Raw genomic sequence first — 20,200 nt, 5'->3', positions numbered from 1 at the left:
CGAAGACGGAGGGAATGGTCTCATGAATATACAAAAAGTAATGGTCATCGGTGCAGGGCAAATGGGTGGCGGCATTGCACAAGTATGTGCCCAAGCTGGATTTGACGTAAAACTGAACGACATTAAAGAGGAATCTTATGCAAAAGGCCTTGCCGTCATTACGAAAAACCTTGCGCGCAACGTCGACAAAGGACGGATGACGGAAGACGACAAAACAGCAGTGCTCAACAGAATTACAAAGTCACTCGATTTAGCAGACGCAGCGGACGTTGACATTGTCATCGAAGCGGCTGTCGAAAACATGGATGTGAAAAAGTCAATCTTTGCAAAACTGGACGGCATCGCATCGAAGCACGCTATCCTTGCGACGAACACCTCGTCGTTGCCAATTACGGAAATTGCAGCCGCCACAAAACGTCCAGAACAAGTCATCGGCATGCACTACATGAATCCTGTGCCGGTCATGAAGCTCGTCGAAATTATCCGAGGCCTTGCAACATCAGACGAAGTGTATGAGGCGGTTGAAGCGATGACGCACAAGCTTTCAAAAACACCAGTCGAAGTGAACGACTATCCAGGATTCGTTGCAAACCGCGTCCTCATGCCGATGATTAATGAAGCGGTATACACCTTGTACGAAGGCGTCGCAACGAAAGAAGCAATCGACGAAGTGATGAAACTTGGTATGAACCATCCGATGGGGCCGTTGCAACTTGCAGATTTCATTGGACTCGACACGTGTCTCTACATTATGGAAACGTTGCACGAAGGATTCGGCGACTCGAAATACCGCCCATGCCCGTTGCTACGGAAATACGTCAACGCAGGGTGGCTCGGCAAAAAATCCGGACGCGGTTTTTACACATACGACTGATTTGAGGTAGGTAGAAGGTCATGAAATGGCGATAACTTTCGCTATCTGATCGATAACTCTGTTTATCCGATTGATAACTTCGCCTATGCGATTGATAAAAACGTTTATCCAATCGATAACAACATCTACATGATCGATAACTACGCCACTTCACGCTACACATAGTTTTAGCTAGAAATTTCCTCAGTGGGGAATCAGGAGGGATTTACAGTTTAGAAGGTCACCACATCAAGCAAAGGGGTTAATCATATGGATTTACAGTTCACCGAAGAACAACAGATGATGCGTACGATGGTGAAAGATTTCGCCAAGGCGGAAATCGAGCCTTTTATTCCACGGATGGAAGCGGGAGAATTTCCACGCGACATCTTAAAGAAGATGGGGGAACTCGGGCTAATGGGGATTACCGTCCCCGAAAAATACGGTGGCTCCGACATGGATTTCACGTCGTATATTATCGCGATTCACGAGCTGTCGAAAGTGAGCGCAGTTATGGGGGTCATCCTTTCTGTCCACACTTCCGTCGGCACGAACCCGATCATGTATTTCGGGAATGAAGAGCAGAAAGCCAAATACCTTCCGAAAATGGCGACCGGCGAGTACATCGGCGCCTTCTGCCTGACCGAAGCATCGTCAGGTTCTGATGCAGGATCATTGAAAACAAAAGCGGTCAACAAAGGCGATCATTATGTCCTCAACGGCTCCAAAATGTTCATTACAAACGGTGGGGAAGCAGACGTGTACATCGTCTTTGCATCGACCGACCCTTCGCAAGGGACATACGGCATTACAGCGTTCATCGTCGATAAAGACACACCTGGACTCATTATTGGAAAAGATGAGGAAAAGATGGGTCTTCACGGATCGCGAACGGTGCAATTGACATTTGAAGATATGCAAGTGCCCGCGAACAACCGTCTCGGTGAAGAAGGGGAAGGGTTTAAAATCGCGATGGCGAATCTGGACGTCGGCCGCATCGGAATTGCAGCCCAATCACTCGGCATTGCGGAAGCCGCACTCGAAGCGGCGACCGAGTATGCAAAAGAGCGTGTTCAATTCGGAAAACCGATTGCAGTCAATCAAGGCATAGGCTTCAAATTAGCCGATATGGCAACTGCGACAGAGGCGGCCAAATTGCTTGTTTACCGGGCGGCACAACTTCGAGCAGAAGGGAAGCCGTGTGGCAAAGAAGCTTCAATGGCAAAACTGTTTGCGTCCCAAGCGGCGATGGATAACGCGATTGAAGCTGTTCAAGTATTCGGAGGCTACGGCTATACGGAAGACTATCCGGTAGAACGCTATTTCCGAGACGCGAAAGTGACACAAATTTACGAAGGTACAAGTGAAATCCAACGCATCGTCATTAGCAAACAGTTGATGCAATAAGTCTACATACCCCAAGGAGGAAATGACATGAATTTTAACCTTTCTGAAGAACATGAAATGATTCGTAAAATGGTGCGCGATTTTGCGGTAAAAGAAGTCGCGCCTACCGCGGCTGAACGGGATGAAGAGGAACGTTTTGATAGGGAGATTTTCGAGAAGATGGCGGAGCTTGGGTTGACAGGTATTCCTTGGCCGGAAGAATACGGCGGAATCGGCAGCGATTATTTGGCGTATGTCATTGCAGTCGAAGAATTGTCAAGGGTTTGCGCATCGACGGGGGTTACGTTATCCGCACATACGTCCCTCGCTGGCTGGCCGGTATATAAATATGGCACAGAAGAACAGAAGCAGAAATACCTCCGTCCAATGGCGGAAGGAACGAAAATCGGTGCTTACGGTCTGACGGAACCAGGTTCAGGGTCTGATGCAGGTGGTATGCGGACAACAGCAAAACTCGATGGCGATGCATATGTGCTCAACGGCTCCAAGATTTTCATTACAAACGGCGGAATTGCAGACATTTACATCGTGTTCGCAGTCACAGATCCGGATTCCAAGCATAAAGGAACGAGTGCGTTCATCGTCGAAAAGGATTTCCCAGGATTCTCGGTCGGTAAAAAAGAAAAGAAACTCGGCATCCGTTCTTCACCGACAACGGAAATCATGTTTGACAATTGCCGTGTTCCGAAAGAAAATCTGTTAGGGGCAGAAGGCGAAGGTTTCATTATCGCAATGAAAACGTTGGATGGTGGACGTAATGGCATCGCAGCACAAGCTGTTGGAATTGCGCAAGGTGCACTCGACGCGGCGACGGACTATGCGAAAGAGCGTGTGCAATTCGGCAAACCGATTGCGGCCAATCAAGGCGTCGGTTTTAAGCTTGCGGACATGGCGACAGCGACGGAAGCTTCTCGTCTGTTGACGTACCAAGCGGCGTGGCTCGAGTCGAACAACTTACCGTATGGAAAAGCGTCCGCAATGGCGAAGTTGATGGCCGGTGATACAGCGATGAATGTGACGACAGAAGCCGTGCAAGTGTATGGCGGCTACGGCTACACGAAAGATTATCCGGTCGAGCGTTTCATGCGCGATGCGAAAATTACGCAAATCTATGAAGGTACACAAGAAATCCAACGACTCGTCATCTCCCGTATGTTAACGAAATAATCGGGGGTGCAACATGCAGTTCAAACGCGAAGTCCAATCATCCGTCAAAGATGAGAACTTAATTGAAAAAAGACGTGAACAAATTATCGATGGTGCGGTGAAGCTATTTAAGGAAAAAGGATTTCACCGTGCAACGACGAGAGAAATTGCGAAAGCGGCAGGCTTCAGCATTGGCACACTCTATGAATATATCCGGACGAAAGAGGATGTTCTCTATCTTGTTTGTGACAGTATTTACAATGAAGTGCAAAGCCGCTTATCGACGTCGATGGACCAAGAAGGCAATGTCGAAGGGTTACGGAGTGCGATCGACACGTATTTCCATCTGATCGACGACATGTCCGACGAATTTGTCGTCATGTACCAAGAGTCGAAGTCATTGCCAAAAGACGCCTTGCAATATGTGCTGAAAAAAGAGATGGAAATGGTGTCGCTCTTTAAACGGCTCATCCATGCATGCGTGAAGTCAGGGGAACTGCGCATTACGGAAGAGGCGGTCGACATCGCGGCGCACCATGTCGTCATCCAAGGGCAAATGTGGGCGTTTAGAAGATGGGCGATTCAAAGTCAGTATTCAATCGATGCGTTCATCACGCTTCAAACGGACCAGTTATTGAATGGGATTGTGAAAAGTTCGTAAGTTGTCGTTCTTTAAACAGAAGGGGTGAGTGATAGATGGCTACAATTGAAATTTATAAACCGAAGCATCACGTTCGATTCGTCACAGCATCCAGCTTGTTCGACGGACACGATGCGTCCATTAACATCATGCGCCGTATTTTACAATCGACCGGCGCAGAAGTGATTCACTTAGGGCATAACCGATCTGTCGAGGAAGTCGTCAATGCGGCGATCCAAGAAGACGTCCAAGGGATTGCGATTTCTTCCTACCAAGGCGGACACGTCGAATACTTCAAATACATGTACGACTTGCTACAAGAAAGAGGGGCTCCGCACATTCGCATTTACGGCGGTGGTGGCGGCGTCATCTTACCGAAGGAAATTAAAGAACTGCATGATTACGGGATCGCCTGGATTTTCTCACCGGAAGACGGACGTAAACTAGGGCTTCAAGGGATGATTAACCGCATGGTAGAGGAATGTGATTACCTCACAGAAGCGGAAGATGAAATGGCAAACTTGGAGAAGGTGAGCACCGAATGTCCGGAAGTGCTTGCCAACTTGATCACCTATGCAGAAGAAAAGCATAACGAAGACGATCCACAAGCGAAGGCACTCATTGAGCAAGCAAGAAAGATGACCAAAAACACACCTGTTCTCGGAATTACCGGTACAGGGGGCGCGGGGAAAAGTTCCCTTACGGATGAATTAATCCGCCGTTTCCTCCGGGAGCTGCCTGACAAAAAAGTCGCGATACTATCCATTGATCCGACGAAGCAAAAGACGGGCGGAGCGTTACTTGGCGACCGGATCCGGATGAACGCCATTTTTAACGAGCGTGTGTTCATGCGCAGTCTTGCAACAAGAGGATCACGGTCCGAACTGTCGGGTGCGATCAAAGACGTACTTGACGTCGTGAAAACGGCTGGGTTTGACTTGATTATCGTTGAAACGAGTGGGATCGGGCAAGGGGATGCAGAAATTACGGAAGTGTCCGATGTATCCATGTACGTCATGACGAGCGAGTTCGGTGCGCCGACACAGCTTGAGAAAATCGACATGATTGACTTTGCAGACTTGATCGTCATTAATAAATTCGAGCGCAAAGGTTCTGAAGATGCCCGAAGCCAAGTGCAAAAACAGTACCAGCGCAGCCATCTATTGTTCGATCAAGACTTGGATAAAATGCCTGTCTACGGGACAATAGCGAGCCAATTCAACGACAAAGGAACGAACTCCTTATTCGCTGCGCTCGTTGCCAAGTTGAATGAAAAATGTGGGCTAGACTGGGAAACGTCCTATACGGATTTCGTAAAAACACAAAAACAGAACGTCATCATCCCAAATGACCGGACACATTACTTACGTGAAATCGCGAGTACAATCCGCGATTACCATAAGAAATCGACCCAACAAGTGGAACTTGCCCGTCGTTTATTCCAACTGGAAGGTGCAATGGAGGCGGTTCAGGAAAAAGGGATGGACGACGCACTGATTGCATCACTTCAATCACTTGCCGATGGTGTGCGTGAAGAACTGTCTGCCGAATCGAAGCGGATTCTGAATAACTGGGCTACGTTGAAAGAGTCGTATGCGGGCGATGAATTTGTCACGAAAATCCGTGACAAAGAAATTCGGACGCTGCTAACGACGACAAGTTTATCCGGTTTGAAAATCCCGAAAGTGTCATTGCCGAATTTCAAGGATTACGGCGAAATCTTACGCTGGGTGTATAAAGAAAACGTGCCAGGTTCGTTCCCGTACACGGCGGGTGTATTCCCGTTCAAGCGGGTAGGGGAAGATCCAAAACGTCAATTCGCTGGGGAAGGAACGCCTGAAAGAACGAATCGACGCTTCCATTATTTATCGAAAGATGATGATGCAAAACGGTTATCGACTGCGTTTGACTCCGTGACGTTGTACGGGGAAGACCCGGATGAACGCCCGGATATTTACGGGAAAGTCGGGGAATCAGGCGTCAGCATTTGTACCCTTGACGATATGAAAAAACTATACCACGGCTTTGACTTATGTGCGCCGTCGACGTCGGTTTCGATGACGATCAATGGACCGGCACCGATCATTTTGGCGATGTTCATGAACACAGCTGTTGACCAACAAGTGAAGTTGAAAGAGGAAGAACTCGGTCGTGTCCTCACAGTTGAAGAATTTACCGAAGTGCGTGATGCAACGTTAGAAGTCGTCCGTGGTACCGTGCAAGCGGATATTCTAAAAGAAGACCAAGGACAAAATACGTGCATCTTCTCAACGGAATTTGCGCTTCGGATGATGGGCGATATCCAGCAATATTTCATCGACAAAAAAGTGCGGAACTATTATTCGGTTTCAATTTCGGGGTACCATATTGCAGAAGCAGGTGCCAATCCGATTTCACAGCTCGCGTTCACACTGGCAAACGGCTTCACGTATGTTGAATATTATTTGAGCCGTGGGATGAACATCGATGACTTTGCACCGAATCTGTCCTTCTTCTTCTCCAATGGTCTCGATCCAGAATATACGGTCATCGGACGTGTTGCTCGCCGCATATGGGCGGTTGCAATGCGGGAGAAATACGGTGCGAACGAACGGAGTCAGAAATTGAAGTACCACGTCCAAACGTCCGGACGCAGCTTGCACGCGCAAGAAATCGACTTCAATGACATCCGCACGACGCTGCAAGCACTCATGGCGTTGCAAGACAACTGTAATTCGCTCCATACGAATGCCTATGACGAAGCGATTACGACACCGACGGAAGAATCAGTACGCCGTGCAATGGCGATTCAGATGATCATTACGAAAGAGCACGGCTTATCGAAGAATGAAAATCCGATTCAAGGTTCATTCATTATCGAAGAACTGACGGACCTTGTCGAAGAGTCCGTCCTACAGGAATTCGATAAATTGAATGACCGTGGCGGTGTATTAGGTTCGATGGAAACGCAATACCAACGGGGCAAAATCCAAGAGGAATCAATGCATTATGAAATGAAGAAGCATTCGGGTGAACTGCCGATTATCGGTGTGAACACGTACTTGAACCCGAACCCGCCTTCAGAAGAAGACATTGACAATATGGAAATTGCACGTGCGACACAAGAAGAGAAAGAAACGCAAATTACGAATTTACGCGCTTTCCAATCCAAACATAGCGACGCTTCGGCGGAAGCCCTTCGGAAATTACAAGAAGTGGCGGTTACGGGTGGTAACATTTTTGCAGAATTGATGGAAACAGTTAAAGTGGCAAGTCTCGGCCAAATCACTCATGCGCTTTACGAAGTGGGCGGCCAATACCGTAGAAATATGTAAAATCAGAGAAACGCTCTTCATCTTACAAGAGAGCGTTTTTCTCATGCCTGCTCGTTTTTGAATAAACGGGAAAGGACATGTTTTATCAAGGGCGGATAGGGTACGAGAACAATTAACGCGCTTGCTTCGTTGAGATTGTCTGAACACGAACTGGCCGCAAAAAAAATCAAGGGACTTTAGCGTGTTGCGAGTGGATTTTAATGGTTGGTCAAACGTATAATGGACATAATGATGAAAAAGGGGTGGGGAGATGAAGCTGTATCACCATATACTAATTATTGCAGTGCTTCTCGCCCTCGTGTTTTTCCTGTATGGCGCAGGTTTAGGGGCAATTCCCTTCATGCTAGCATCCGTTTACCTTGGGTATCTGAGCATCAAAGAATTTCAACGTGTCAAGAAGAGTAAAAGATGGTAGCATAATAGGCACTTCATTGTATATAATGATAAGTATGCTTTTGTTCAGAGAAAGGATGTGCGTATGATGAAACTTAATGAATTGACGAAGGAAGAACTCCTTGAAGAATCAATGATTGACATCGCTTATGCCATATTAACAGACAGACATGAAGCTTTGACGCTCGAGCAATTACTAACTGAAATTCGCGAGCTGACAGGCATGACAGAACAACAAATACAGGACAAGCTTCTGCAATTTTACACAGATATGAATATCGATGGAAGATTCCTTGCGATTCATGACAACCGTTGGGGACTACGTGAATGGTACCCGGTTGACCAGATCGAGGAAGAAACGGCTCCTGTCGTTAAAGTTCGTAAGAAGAAAAAGAAAAAGGCTTACGATGACGATGACGAAGAGGAAGACGAAGAAGAAGAACTTCTTGATGAAGATGAGTTGTTCGACGAAGAATTCGACGAACTTGATGACGATGAGGATGAAGAAGACGACGAGGAAGAAGACATCCTTGAAATCGACGAAGACCTTGTCGAAGATGATGAAGACGGGCTTGAAATCGTACCTGACGATGAACTGGATATAGATGATGAAGACGAAGATGAGGAAGATGAAGAAGAGGAAGAAGACATTCTTTAACATTTCCACTTGACTTCGAGCGTCCAAGGATTTAAGATACTGTTTGGGCTCCTTGAAAAAGGACACATGAATCCGTGTATAAGCGCTCCTCTTGTAGATAGACTACAGTGGAGCGCTTTTTTTGATTTTCATTTACATGATCGACCCCTAACAAAAAGGAGGAGCTACACATGACAAAATATATCTTTGTAACAGGCGGAGTTGTTTCATCTTTAGGGAAAGGCATCAATGCCGCATCACTCGGCAGACTATTAAAAAGTAGAGGCCTCCAAGTAACGAACCAAAAGTTTGACCCGTACATTAACCTTGATCCACGTATGATGAGTCCTTACCAACACGGTGAAGTATTCGTGACGGAAGATGGTGCTGAAACAGACCTCGATATCGGTCACTACGAGCGATTCATCGACATTAAATGTAACAAATACTCCAACGTCACGATGGGGAAAGTATATTCCTCTGTGTTAAGAAAAGAGCGCCGCGGCGACTATAAAGGTGCAACTGTCCAAGTTATCCCACATATTACGAATGAAATCAAAAGCCTCATCAAACGTGCGGGTCAAGAAACAAATGCAGATGTCGTCATTACGGAAATCGGCGGTAGCGTAGGAGATATCGAATCCCTACCGTACCTCGAAGCAATCCGTCAAATGAAAACAGATCTTGGCAGAAACGATGTCATGTACATCCACAATACGCTCATCCCATACCTTCATGCTGCAGGGGAAATGAAAACAAAACCGACACAGCATAGTGTGAAAGAATTACGTAGCCTTGGTATCCAACCGAACATGATCGTCGTTCGAAGCGAATATCCAGTGCCGCAAGAAATGAAAGACAAAATTGCATTGTTCTGTAACATCAAGCCGGAAGAAGTCATTGAAGCGCTTGACGTAGAAACATTATACGAAGTGCCGATTCGTTTGCATGCACAAAACATGGACAAGATTGTAGTGGATTTCCTAGGACTTGAAACAAAAGAAGCAGACTTAACGGAAATCCAGGAACTTGTTAACCGTGTAAGCCACTTAACACGCAAAGTAAAAATTGCGCTTGTTGGGAAATACGTAGAATTACAAGATGCTTACATTTCTGCAGTTGAAGCGTTCCGCCATGCAGGGTATGAATTTGATACGGATATCGAATTCGATTGGATTAATTCAGAAGAAGTGACGAGCGAAAATGTTGAAGCAACCTTAAAAGATGCAGACGGAATCTTCGTTCCAGGCGGATTTGGCGATCGCGGAATCGAAGGGAAAATGGAAGCAGTGCGTTATGCGCGTACAAACAACATTCCATTCTTCGGAATCGGTCTAGGTATGCAACTAGCAGCTGTGGAATTCGCACGTAACGTCCTTGGCATTCAAGACGCGCACTCTGTTGAATTCGACAGCGAAACGGAAAACCAAATCATTGAAAACAATCATGATTTTGAAACGCATGCCGGCGTTGATCAACCAAGTGGCGATATGCGCCTAGGTGCTCACCCATGTAAGTTAAACGAAGGCACGAAAGCACAAGCAGCTTATAACGATGAGCTTGTGTACGAGCGCCACCGCCACCGTTTCGAATTTAATAACATTTTCCGTGAGCGTTTCGAGAGCGCAGGCATGGTCGTAGCAGGCGAAAGCCCAGACGGACACCTCGTGGAAATCATCGAATTGAACGATCACCCATTCTTCATGGGCACACAATTCCAACCACAATTTTCGTCACGCCCAACGCGCCCACAACCACTAATCCGCGAATTTATTCGCGCATCACTCGAAGCACAAAAAGCGTAAAACAGAAACGGCACCGCCCAACAAATGTGAGGGCGGTGCCGTTTTTTTTCTTACATCAATCTTGTTTTTTCATCAAGTCTTTTATCTTCAAAAATGCGGTAAAACTAGGATAGATAAGTATAACTCAATCTAAAGGAACATCCATTATCTGAACACAAGACATTCCTTCAGCATATTATTGCAAGATAACAAAACCGTTAATGTGTCAAAGGCATCCAGCGCGACAAGCGCATTCCCTTACAAAATCTCTCCCGCGGATCACAATGCCGCATAACACAGTAGAACGCCGCATAACTCTTCCGTTCGCCGCATAACTCCTCAAAACTACGCATAAATCACGCGAATGCCGCATAACTCCTCAAAACTCCGCATAAATCACGCGAACGCCGCATAACTCCTCGAAACACCGCATAAACCTACTCAATCCTCTTCAAAAATCATCTCATCATACGCCATCTTCACCGCTTCATACAAAAACAAAGCAACGAGCAAATGGGGCTGGACGATTCTTGATCCATCATCCGCTGGCAAGATTCCTTTCACTAATCCAGTAGCCATATACGTATACGCCAACTCCGCTAATTCATTCCCTTCAACTGCCTTTTCACCCGCAACAACAGCGAATGGAATGAATTGTTCAGCGAGCTCTCTAGCCAATTGCAGTGCACGTTCATCCGAAGCGGATCGCGCAAATAGCCAAATCCGATCTGCAGATTGAATGACCATTCCTTGTTCATATGGAATTGCCCCTTTAAATGGCTCTGCACCATAAGTGGCATTCAATGCGACGCCCTGCATTTCATCAAAACCTGCAAAAATGACTCGACCTTGTCCAATTGTTGCCTGCGCCAATAACCGTGCAGTTTCTTCAATGGCTTCTTCATTATTAGAACCAGCCCGTTGTAGAAGTCCGCCGGTTTGTGTCGTCAATATTTTCATCTGTTCAATCACCTCGTAATTCATTATAATTTTTATCGAAAATAAAACCAAATTAGACGGTGCAAACTAAAATCTTGGAAGTTATCTTACAATAACGAGAGAAAAAAGAAGGATATCCGCGATTTATGTATAATTAAATATATATAAGGGATATATCATTACAAAGGGGTGGGGCCAATTGAAGACCTTGCTAATTGTAGACGACCAAACCGGAATACGTCTTCTATTGAACGAAGTATTCACGAAAGAAGGGTTTGCAACGAGGTTGGCCGCGAATGGTGCCGAAGCAATGCAATCGGTAGCAGAAGTACAACCGGATTGTGTTTTGTTGGATATGAAAATGCCGGGCATCGATGGGGTAGAAGTGCTAAAACGTATAAAAAAAGACTGGCCGGAGATTCCTGTAATCATGATGACGGCATATGGTGAAATCGATTTAACGAAAGACGCAATGGAACATGGAGCCATCAGGTACTTTACGAAACCGTTCAACATTTATGAAGTGCGCGATGCAGTCCTCGAAACAATTAACAAAACAACTCGTTAGCATGAAAATGTGAATATGCTTGACGGACAGCCAGACAGTAGTAAATACTGTCTGTTTTTGTTATGATAAAAGAGGTAAATAACATAGTGATAAATCAATTCATCTCAACAATCCAGAGGAGGATTTTTTCATGGCACTTGTTTCAATGAAAGAAATGATGATTAAAGGTAAGCAAGAAGGATATGCAATTGGGCAATTTAACTTAAATAACTTAGAATATACGCAAGCGATTTTACAAGCTGCGCAAGAAGAAAATTCACCTGTCATCCTTGGTGTCTCTGAAGGTGCAGGTCGTTATATGGGCGGTTTCACAACTGTCGTCAATATGGTAAAAGGACTCATGCATGATTATAAAATTACCGTGCCGGTAGCCATTCACCTTGACCACGGATCAAGCTTTGAAAAATGTAAAGAAGCGATTGACGCAGGATTCACGTCTGTCATGATTGACGCTTCATCCAAACCACTCGCAGAAAACATTGAAATTACGAAAAAAGTTGTGGAATATGCACATGCAAAAGGTGTTTCTGTAGAAGCGGAATTGGGCGTTGTCGGTGGACAAGAAGACGATGTTGTCGCAGAAGGCGTCATTTACGCAGATCCTGCAGAGTGTAAAGAACTTGTCGACAACACAGGCATTGATTGCTTAGCACCTGCACTTGGATCCGTTCATGGCCCTTACAAAGGCGAGCCGAACTTAGGGTTTGAAGAGATGGAAATCATCTCTAGTCAGTCTGACCTTCCACTCGTTCTTCACGGCGGAACAGGGATTCCAACGAAAGATATCCAACGTTCCATCTCATTAGGAACAGCAAAAATCAACGTCAACACTGAAAACCAAATCGAAGGAACGAAAGCGGTTCGTGAAACGTTGAACGCAGATCCGAACGTATACGATCCACGCAAGTATTTGACGCCAATGCGCGAAGCAATTAAAAAGACAGTCATTGGTAAAATGCGTGAATTTGGTAGCTCAGGTAAAGCATAATCGCTTTTTCGAACAGAAACGTTGTCCGAAAAGAGGAGAGGCATCGAATCATCGGTGCATTCTCCTTCTTTCCATTCATGAAGGAGGAAGTTGAAAATGAAATTTTTTATTGATACAGCAAACTTTGAGGAAATTAAAGAAGCACATAGTTGGGGAATTCTATCAGGTGTTACAACGAACCCATCTTTAGTGGCGAAAGAGAATATTTCATTCCACGACAGACTACGTGAAATTACAGCACTCGTACCCGGTTCTGTCAGTGCAGAAGTTATTGCGTTAGACGCAGAAGGTATGATTAAAGAAGGGCGCGAGCTTGCAAAAATCGCTCCAAATATTACCGTGAAGCTACCGATGACACCGGAAGGTTTAAAAGCGTGTTCAGTTTTCGCTCAAGAGGGCATTAAAACGAACGTTACACTCATTTTCAGTGCGAACCAAGCATTGCTTGCTGCCCGCGCTGGCGCAACGTATGTCTCTCCATTCCTCGGCAGATTAGATGATATCGGTCAAGAAGGTATCCAACTAATTAGCACGATTGCGGACATTTTCACAATCCATGACATGGATACACAAATTATTGCAGCGTCCATCCGGAGCCCGCAACATATTACAGATTCAGCATTAGCCGGAGCGCACATTGCAACAACTCCTTTCAACGTGCTCAAGCAATTGTTCAATCACCCGTTGACAGACAAAGGTATCCAACAATTCCTTGCAGACTGGGAAGCAAGAAAGAACAAGTGATTTATTAAAGGAGACTGACATGGACGTTTATAAAATTAAAGGCGGTAACCCTTTACAAGGAACTATCAAAGTGAGCGGTGCAAAAAATAGCGCCGTCGCTTTAATCCCGGCATCCATCTTGGCAGATTCTCCCGTAACAATTGATGGACTTCCTGAAATCTCGGACGTCTTCACCCTTCAAGCACTCCTTGAAGACATTGGCGGTAAAGTGGATTTCCAAAATGGGAACATGACGATCGACCCAACTGAAATGATTGCGATGCCACTTCCTAACGGTAAAGTGAAAAAGCTGAGAGCATCGTATTATTTAATGGGTGCGATGTTAGGCCGTTTCAAGCATGCGGCAATCGGGTTACCAGGTGGATGCCATTTAGGTCCTCGTCCGATTGACCAACATATTAAAGGGTTTGAAGCGTTAGGGGCAAAAGTGACAAATGAGCACGGTGCCATCTATTTACGTGCCGACGAACTTCGTGGAGCTAAAATCTATTTGGATGTCGTTAGTGTAGGCGCGACGATCAATATTATGCTTGCAGCTGTACTTGCCAAAGGACGCACCATTATCGAGAATGCGGCAAAAGAACCTGAGATCATTGATGTGGCAACGCTTTTAACGAATATGGGCGCAAACATTAAAGGCGCAGGGACGAATGTCATCCGAATCGAAGGCGTGGAGAAGCTTCACGGTACCAAACATACGATTATACCGGACCGTATCGAAGCAGGAACGTTCATGATCATGGCAGCTGCTGCGGGTGACGGCATTACAATCGATAATGTCATTCCATTCCACGTCGAAGCATTGACCGCAAAACTTCGTGAAATGGGTGTTACTGTTGAAGAGCGTGAAGAACAGATCTTCATTCCGAAGGCGAATAAATTACAGGCAGTCGATGTGAAAACGCTTGTCTATCCAGGGTTTCCGACCGATCTTCAGCAACCATTCTCCGTTTTACTGACACAGGCAGAAGGTTCTTCCGTCATTTCCGACACCATCTATTCAGCCCGTTTTAAACAAATCGACGAATTACGTAGAATGAATGCCGATGGGAAAGTGGAAGGCCAATCGGTGTTATTGAGCGGACCAACCCCATTGGAAGGGGCAACCGTCCGTGCTTCCGATTTACGAGCAGGGGCAGCACTTGTCATTGCAGGGTTGATTGCTAAAGGGGAAACGGAAATTCAGGAAATCGTACACATCGAACGAGGCTATAGTTCGATTATCGAAAAGCTTCGTGGCATTGGAGCGGATATTCGCAAAGAAACCGTCGCCGAAAATGCCGTCATTACCGAATAAAGAACATGTCGAGTTTTTCGTGTGAATGAACAGCTGAAAACTTGGCGAATTGACAAAAAACGGCACGTTCACAATATGCTATACTGAACAATGACAAATTATTTAGCTTGTAGTTGTAAAGCGTATAACGGGAGGAACAATCATAATGGAACGCAGTTTATCGATGGAATTGGTACGTGTAACAGAAGCAGCAGCTATCTCGGCATCACGCTGGATGGGACGCGGTTTGAAAAACGAAGCGGATGACGCCGCGACGACAGCGATGCGTACTGTGTTTGATACGATTCCGATGCAAGGAGTCGTCGTTATTGGTGAAGGCGAAATGGATGAAGCACCGATGCTATATATCGGTGAAGAATTAGGGACAGGACATGGTCCGGCAGTTGACGTGGCAGTCGATCCGCTTGAAGGAACGAACATCGTTGCTTCTGGTGGCTGGAACGCACTCGCAGTTATCGCGATTGCGGACAAAGGCAATTTGCTCAACGCGCCAGACATGTACATGGACAAAATCGCAGTAGGTCCTGAAGCGGTAGGAAAGATTAGCATCGACGCTTCTGTAACCGAAAATCTGCATGCCGTAGCCAAAGCGAAAAACAAATCGATTGATGAAGTTGTGGCAACTGTCCTCAACCGTGAACGTCATGGAAAAATTATTGAAGAAATACGAGCAGCAGGCGCTCGCATCAAGCTCATCAATGATGGAGACGTTGCAGCTGCAATTAACACAGCATTCGACAATACGGGCGTAGATATCCTCTTTGGCCTCGGCGGTGCTCCTGAAGGCGTTATCGCAGCGGTTGGACTCAAATGCCTAGGCGGCGAAATCCAAGGACGTCTCGTTCCATCAAACGATGAAGAACGTGCACGATGCGAAAAAATGGGCATCGACGTCAACAAAATCCTATACATGGACGACCTCGTCAAAGGCGACGACGCCATCTTCGCTGCAACCGGCGTAACCGACGGAGAACTCCTCCGCGGCGTCCAACTAAAAGGCGGCTACAGTGAAACCCACTCACTCGTCATGCGCTCCAAATCCGGCACCATCCGATTCGTAGAAGGCCGCCACAGCTTGAAGAAGAAACCGAATCTCGTAATGGAAGACTAAACTAAAGCGGAGGGCGCTTGCTCAGACAGAGGTTTGCAGTCTAAGTGCGCCACGTCCTGTGGCAACGACTGCATGACCGGCATCGTGCCGGCCTCAGGCATAAGACAGAAATGCGAAATGGCGCTCTTTGCCATGCAGCAGAGCTGACTTATGACCCGAGCAGCTAGCGCCCGCAGCTGGATGCTAACAAAAGCGGAGGGCGGCGCTTAGGCTCGACAGGCGCTGGCCGGCTAAGTGCGCCACGTCCTGTGGCAACGTCGGCACTAGTACATCGTGTACGTCGGAAGAATTGAAAAAAAGGCGCACTTTGCCTTTATTTCAATTCTGAAGCGACCCGAGAGCCTGCCGCCCGTAGCTGGATGAAACAAAAGCGGTGGGCGTTTAGCCGCGACGATCCAACATAATAAAGGAGGGCATTCCAAACGAATGCCCTCTAAAAAATAACTACTTATATTCTTCCCGAAATGATAATATAGTAACGAAACGTATGAAATCTTACAAACAACGAAACACTATACACAAAACAATACTAGCTTGCCTCATCGTCCGGTAATCCCCGGGCACACTTCTAGTGAGCTTCACCTACCCGATACTCGATAAGACCTCAAAAAACTAAATTTACTAAAGAGTGGTGCATAACGGAATATGTCGATATTAACAATCGCCAGTTTGGAAAATATGACTCTCAAAGAGTTATACGAGCTAGCAAAGGAATACAAGATTACGTATTACAGTAAACTTACGAAAAAAGAACTCATTTTTGCCATCTTAAAATCAAGAGCAGAACAAGAAGGTTTCTTCTTCATGGAAGGGATTTTAGAAATCATCCAGTCGGAAGGGTATGGCTTTTTACGCCCCATCAACTACTCACCGAGTTCAGAGGATATTTATATTTCTGCATCGCAAATTAGACGTTTTGACTTGCGTAACGGGGACAAGGTAACTGGAAAAGTGCGCCCGCCGAAAGAAAACGAACGGTATTATGGTTTATTGCAAGTGGAAGCGGTCAATGGAGAAAATCCTGAAGTTGCCCGTGAACGCGTTCACTTCCCGGCGTTGACACCACTTTATCCAGAGCGGCACATCAATTTGGAAACGATTCCTTCAAAATTATCTACGCGGATCATGGACCTCGTTTCGCCTGTAGGTTTCGGACAACGTGGCTTGATTGTGGCACCTCCAAAAGCGGGGAAAACAATGCTGTTGAAAGAAATTGCGAACGCGATTACAACAAACCATCCCGAAGCTGAACTGATCGTTCTCCTGATCGATGAACGACCGGAAGAGGTGACGGACATTGAACGGTCTGTAAAGGCGGACGTTGTGAGTTCGACTTTTGATGAAGTGCCGGAAAACCACGTGAAAGTTGCGGAACTCGTTTTGGAGCGAGCGATGCGCCTCGTTGAACATAAACGGGACGTCGTCATTCTTATGGACTCGATTACGCGTCTTGCGCGTGCGTACAACTTGGTCATTCCACCAAGTGGTCGGACACTTTCAGGCGGGATTGATCCTGCGGCGTTCCACCGTCCAAAGAGATTTTTCGGGGCTGCACGTAACCTTGAAGAAGGCGGTAGCTTAACAATTCTGGCGACAGCGTTGATTGATACGGGCTCGCGGATGGATGAAGTCATTTATGAGGAATTCAAAGGAACGGGTAATATGGAGTTGCATCTAGATCGGAGCCTGGCAGAGCGTCGTATCTTCCCGGCACTCGACATCCGTCGTTCGGGCACACGTAAAGAAGAGTTGTTAATTCCCTCAAGTCAGCTTGAAAAACTGTGGGCGATCCGTAAAACGTTCTCAGATGCATCCGATTTTGCAGAACGTTTCTTGAAAAAGTTACGCCAATCGAAGTCGAATGAGGAGTTCTTTGATAAGTTGAATGAAGAAATGAAAGCGCATCGTAACGGCAAAGGTTTGTTGTAAAGTAGGCAAACATGCTTTTTCTGAATAAAAGAGGAAACAGTTGCGTCGTCCCAGCAGATTTGCTATACTATTTGAGTAAGGTTTCAATAAATTTGCTGCATATACGGTTGACATATACGGACCGTGTAAGGCATCAGTCTTATGCAAGACCTTTAAAACATACTCTGTTCCAGATGGTTCAGGGCGAGAGGAGAGAGACCGATGAGAGCAGGAATTCATCCAAATTACAAACTTGCAACTGTCACTTGTTCATGTGGTAACACATTCGAAACAGGCTCTGTTAAAGAGGACATTCGCGTAGAAGTTTGTTCAGAATGCCACCCATTCTACACTGGACGCCAAAAATTCGCTGCAGCGGACGGACGTATCGACCGCTTCAACAAGAAATATGGCTTCAAAGAAGAAGGCCAAGAATAAGATTGATTCAACCCGCTGGTATTATGCCAGCGGGTTTTTATGTGTGTAAAAATGTTTAAGACTGAATTGCTTTTGATGTGTCAAAGGCATTTGGCGCGAATGGGATGGATGCGTTCCAATAAGCGATCACCGCGGTTGCTGCATACTGTTTTAGGCGGTTAAACGGCGGAAAAATTTCCTGAACGGAGCATAATCCGTTGGAACGCAGCAAAACTCAGTCAAACGCCGCATAACTGGCTGGAACGCAGCATAACTTCCTCAAACACCGCATAACTGGATAGAACGCCGCATAACTTCGTCAAACGCCGCATAACTGGTTGGAACACCTCATAACTCCGCGAAACTCCGCAAAATCGACGAGAACGCGGCATAACTTCACAAAACGCCGCATAACGCTACTGAACTCCACAAAAGGCTTCTTTACATAAACAATCAAAAGTGGTACTATTCCTAAAACTACATGCACTGAAGAGAAGAGTAGATAATCGTTTTTCTTTACAGAGAGCTCCGTTAGCTGAAAAGGAGTAAGGAAACGTTATTGAAACAAGCCTCTGAGCAGCATGCCGAAACCGTGTGTAAGGGGATGGCGTGACAGGAGCTCCTGTTATAGAGCTAGGGTATTTATGTAAACGTACCTGATAAGGTTAATATGGTGACATATTAATAAACTGGGGTGGCACCGCGATTGGTTAATCTCGCCTCCAAGATCAATTCTTGGAGGTGGGATTTTTTTTATTGGTCAATAATGAGAGGGGTTGTGTAAATGAGGGGAGCATTCGTACCAACATCATGGCGGTATCCTGCCATCTTTTTGTGCAGCATAGGAGTTTCAAGTGTTGGCAGTTGGATCTATTTCATCGCACTCAATCTAATTGTCTTGGACCTGACAAAATCAGCACTCGCTGTTTCAGGACTCTATATCATTCGTGCAGTCTCCACGGTATTCACGAATAGCTGGGCGGGCAGTCTTATTGATCGAGTAAACAAAAAATACTTGATGATGATACTGAATTTCATGCAAGCTTTATTCATCGCGGTACTTCCACTATTCCCGTCGATACCAATCATTTATTTACTCGTATTTATAATTACAATTGGTAGTTCCATGTATCAACCGACATCAATGGCATACTTGACGAAACTACTACCAATTGACCAAAGAAAAAGGTTCAACGCACTGCGAAGTTTACTGGATTCTGGCGCATTTTTGACGGGCCCAGCAATCGCAGGTATGCTGTTTACAATTGGAACACCCAATCTTGCAATTTATTGTAATGCTTTAGCGCTGTTGATGTCAGCAATCATTACATTCGCCATGCCGACTGTCGACATACGTGAAGAACCAGCCCGATTAGCAAAAACACGATCTGTAACAGTATTGAAAACCGACTGGCAACTCGTTGCAAAGTTCAGTAAAGCCAACGCCTACATTATGCTTATCTATTTCTTGTTCAGTCTCACAATTGTGCTAATGACAGCAACGGACTCTTTAGAAGCTGCATTCGCTACACAAATCCTGTTGCTGACGGAAGGCGAATACGGCGTGTTAGTAAGTATTGCAGGTGCAGGGGTAGTCGTCGGCTCATTGCTGAATACAGCCGTTGTTGAGAAATTACGTACCTCTTGGCTAATCGGAATGGGATCTATTGTAACGGCTACAGGGTATATCGTATTTACACTATCGAACGGATTTGTCCTTGCTGCAATTGGTTGTTTCGTCCTATCATTTGCGACGGCGTTTGCCAATACGGGCTTTTATACGTTTTACCAAAATACTATTCCGGTAGAGATAATGGGGCGGATCGGAAGTATTTATGGGCTAGTGGAAGCATTTCTCATTATCGTAGCAACCGCAATATTTGGACTTGCTACTGAGTTGATGTCCATTCGATTTGTTGTTGTTTCAGGGGCATTATGTATGGGAGTTGTCGCTTGTGTGTTATTTGTTTGTAATGTACTACCAGCGAAGGTACATTATTATTTAGCAAGTGGAGAGCGTGTTTACGAACAAGTAGAAAAATAGATGGGGTGGG

General features: G+C 45.8%; 16 protein-coding genes and 1 other annotated feature. Of the genes, 15 read left to right on the top strand and 1 reads right to left on the bottom strand.

Translation table 11 applies throughout. The features are described 5' to 3' along the window. Nucleotides 1-22: 22 nt before the first annotated feature. The 7 genes from ACVHUV_RS00870 to pyrG all read left to right on the top strand — a co-directional run bounded on the left by ACVHUV_RS00870 (nucleotide 23) and on the right by pyrG (nucleotide 10,195). Nucleotides 23-874, top strand: a complete 852-nt coding sequence (locus ACVHUV_RS00870; protein WP_462085797.1) for a 3-hydroxybutyryl-CoA dehydrogenase — start codon at nucleotides 23-25, stop codon at nucleotides 872-874. 249 nt (nucleotides 875-1,123) lie between these two features. After that, the gene (locus ACVHUV_RS00865; RefSeq protein ID WP_462085796.1) at nucleotides 1,124-2,260 is read left to right on the top strand and encodes an acyl-CoA dehydrogenase; all 1,137 of its coding nucleotides are present in this window, start codon (nucleotides 1,124-1,126) and stop codon (nucleotides 2,258-2,260) included. 27 nt (nucleotides 2,261-2,287) lie between these two features. Next, a complete protein-coding gene (locus ACVHUV_RS00860; protein ID WP_462085795.1) occupies nucleotides 2,288-3,427 on the top strand; it encodes an acyl-CoA dehydrogenase in 1,140 nt (379 codons plus the stop codon). 13 nt (nucleotides 3,428-3,440) lie between these two features. After that, nucleotides 3,441-4,067, top strand: a complete 627-nt coding sequence (locus ACVHUV_RS00855) for a TetR/AcrR family transcriptional regulator (RefSeq protein WP_317944546.1) — start codon at nucleotides 3,441-3,443, stop codon at nucleotides 4,065-4,067. Between the two features lie 35 nt (nucleotides 4,068-4,102). After that, complete coding sequence (gene icmF, locus ACVHUV_RS00850) at nucleotides 4,103-7,360, top strand: fused isobutyryl-CoA mutase/GTPase IcmF (protein ID WP_462085794.1); 3,258 nt, start codon at nucleotides 4,103-4,105, stop codon at nucleotides 7,358-7,360. 481 nt (nucleotides 7,361-7,841) lie between these two features. Continuing rightward, nucleotides 7,842-8,411, top strand: a complete 570-nt coding sequence (gene rpoE, locus ACVHUV_RS00845; protein ID WP_462085793.1) for a DNA-directed RNA polymerase subunit delta — start codon at nucleotides 7,842-7,844, stop codon at nucleotides 8,409-8,411. Nucleotides 8,412-8,581: 170 nt separating this feature from the next. Next, nucleotides 8,582-10,195 carry a CTP synthase gene (pyrG, locus tag ACVHUV_RS00840; protein WP_462085792.1) on the top strand — a complete coding sequence of 538 codons (1,614 nt, stop codon included), beginning with the start codon at nucleotides 8,582-8,584 and terminating at the stop codon, nucleotides 10,193-10,195. Nucleotides 10,196-10,615: 420 nt separating this feature from the next. On the opposite strand, the gene ACVHUV_RS00835 is transcribed toward pyrG, so the two are convergent. Then, entirely contained in the window at nucleotides 10,616-11,134 is a 519-nt protein-coding gene (locus tag ACVHUV_RS00835) for a DUF2529 family protein (protein ID WP_462085791.1), read from the bottom strand. Between the two features lie 178 nt (nucleotides 11,135-11,312). On the opposite strand from ACVHUV_RS00835, the gene ACVHUV_RS00830 reads away from it, so the two are divergent. The 8 genes from ACVHUV_RS00830 to ACVHUV_RS00795 all read left to right on the top strand — a co-directional run bounded on the left by ACVHUV_RS00830 (nucleotide 11,313) and on the right by ACVHUV_RS00795 (nucleotide 20,190). Then, nucleotides 11,313-11,681 carry a response regulator gene (locus ACVHUV_RS00830; RefSeq protein ID WP_317944534.1) on the top strand — a complete coding sequence of 123 codons (369 nt, stop codon included), beginning with the start codon at nucleotides 11,313-11,315 and terminating at the stop codon, nucleotides 11,679-11,681. Nucleotides 11,682-11,811: 130 nt separating this feature from the next. Further along, nucleotides 11,812-12,669 carry a class II fructose-bisphosphate aldolase gene (locus ACVHUV_RS00825; RefSeq protein WP_317944532.1) on the top strand — a complete coding sequence of 286 codons (858 nt, stop codon included), beginning with the start codon at nucleotides 11,812-11,814 and terminating at the stop codon, nucleotides 12,667-12,669. Nucleotides 12,670-12,765: 96 nt separating this feature from the next. Continuing rightward, nucleotides 12,766-13,413 (top strand): fructose-6-phosphate aldolase, encoded by a 648-nt coding sequence (fsa, locus tag ACVHUV_RS00820; protein WP_462085790.1) that lies wholly within the window; start codon nucleotides 12,766-12,768, stop codon nucleotides 13,411-13,413. A gap of 19 nt (nucleotides 13,414-13,432) precedes the next feature. Then, on the top strand, nucleotides 13,433-14,710 hold the full coding sequence (gene murA, locus ACVHUV_RS00815; protein ID WP_317944528.1) for a UDP-N-acetylglucosamine 1-carboxyvinyltransferase: 1,278 nt from the start codon (nucleotides 13,433-13,435) through the stop codon (nucleotides 14,708-14,710). Between the two features lie 145 nt (nucleotides 14,711-14,855). Further along, nucleotides 14,856-15,821 (top strand): class II fructose-bisphosphatase, encoded by a 966-nt coding sequence (gene glpX, locus ACVHUV_RS00810; RefSeq protein ID WP_317944526.1) that lies wholly within the window; start codon nucleotides 14,856-14,858, stop codon nucleotides 15,819-15,821. Nucleotides 15,822-16,466: 645 nt separating this feature from the next. Then, nucleotides 16,467-17,750 (top strand): transcription termination factor Rho, encoded by a 1,284-nt coding sequence (rho, locus tag ACVHUV_RS00805; RefSeq protein WP_371390818.1) that lies wholly within the window; start codon nucleotides 16,467-16,469, stop codon nucleotides 17,748-17,750. 201 nt (nucleotides 17,751-17,951) lie between these two features. Next, nucleotides 17,952-18,167: a 50S ribosomal protein L31 gene (rpmE, locus tag ACVHUV_RS00800; protein ID WP_317944522.1), complete on the top strand. Its 216-nt coding sequence runs from the start codon at nucleotides 17,952-17,954 to the stop codon at nucleotides 18,165-18,167. 456 nt (nucleotides 18,168-18,623) lie between these two features. Further along, nucleotides 18,624-18,873: a binding site (T-box leader), on the top strand. A 57-nt stretch (nucleotides 18,874-18,930) separates the two neighbouring features. Then, entirely contained in the window at nucleotides 18,931-20,190 is a 1,260-nt protein-coding gene (locus ACVHUV_RS00795; protein ID WP_462085789.1) for an MFS transporter, read from the top strand. The last annotated feature ends 10 nt before the right edge of the window (nucleotides 20,191-20,200 follow it).

Source organism: Sporosarcina saromensis, assembly GCF_054901285.1.
The sequence above is the reverse complement of the archived record's forward strand: the minus strand, read 5'-3'. Positions and strand labels throughout refer to the sequence as shown.

Excerpts from the sequence above, each read along its gene's own strand:
- ACVHUV_RS00870 (WP_462085797.1), top strand. The coding sequence starts at position 23 with ATGAATATACAAAAAGTAATGGTCATCGGTGCAGGGCAAATGGGTGGC.
- ACVHUV_RS00865 (WP_462085796.1), top strand. The coding sequence starts at position 1,124 with ATGGATTTACAGTTCACCGAAGAACAACAGATGATGCGTACGATGGTG.
- ACVHUV_RS00860 (WP_462085795.1), top strand. The coding sequence starts at position 2,288 with ATGAATTTTAACCTTTCTGAAGAACATGAAATGATTCGTAAAATGGTG.
- ACVHUV_RS00855 (WP_317944546.1), top strand. The coding sequence starts at position 3,441 with ATGCAGTTCAAACGCGAAGTCCAATCATCCGTCAAAGATGAGAACTTA.
- icmF (WP_462085794.1), top strand. The coding sequence starts at position 4,103 with ATGGCTACAATTGAAATTTATAAACCGAAGCATCACGTTCGATTCGTC.
- rpoE (WP_462085793.1), top strand. The coding sequence starts at position 7,842 with ATGAAACTTAATGAATTGACGAAGGAAGAACTCCTTGAAGAATCAATG.
- pyrG (WP_462085792.1), top strand. The coding sequence starts at position 8,582 with ATGACAAAATATATCTTTGTAACAGGCGGAGTTGTTTCATCTTTAGGG.
- ACVHUV_RS00835 (WP_462085791.1), bottom strand. The coding sequence starts at position 11,134 with ATGAAAATATTGACGACACAAACCGGCGGACTTCTACAACGGGCTGGT.
- ACVHUV_RS00825 (WP_317944532.1), top strand. The coding sequence starts at position 11,812 with ATGGCACTTGTTTCAATGAAAGAAATGATGATTAAAGGTAAGCAAGAA.
- fsa (WP_462085790.1), top strand. The coding sequence starts at position 12,766 with ATGAAATTTTTTATTGATACAGCAAACTTTGAGGAAATTAAAGAAGCA.
- murA (WP_317944528.1), top strand. The coding sequence starts at position 13,433 with ATGGACGTTTATAAAATTAAAGGCGGTAACCCTTTACAAGGAACTATC.
- glpX (WP_317944526.1), top strand. The coding sequence starts at position 14,856 with ATGGAACGCAGTTTATCGATGGAATTGGTACGTGTAACAGAAGCAGCA.
- rho (WP_371390818.1), top strand. The coding sequence starts at position 16,467 with ATGTCGATATTAACAATCGCCAGTTTGGAAAATATGACTCTCAAAGAG.
- rpmE (WP_317944522.1), top strand. The coding sequence starts at position 17,952 with ATGAGAGCAGGAATTCATCCAAATTACAAACTTGCAACTGTCACTTGT.
- ACVHUV_RS00795 (WP_462085789.1), top strand. The coding sequence starts at position 18,931 with ATGAGGGGAGCATTCGTACCAACATCATGGCGGTATCCTGCCATCTTT.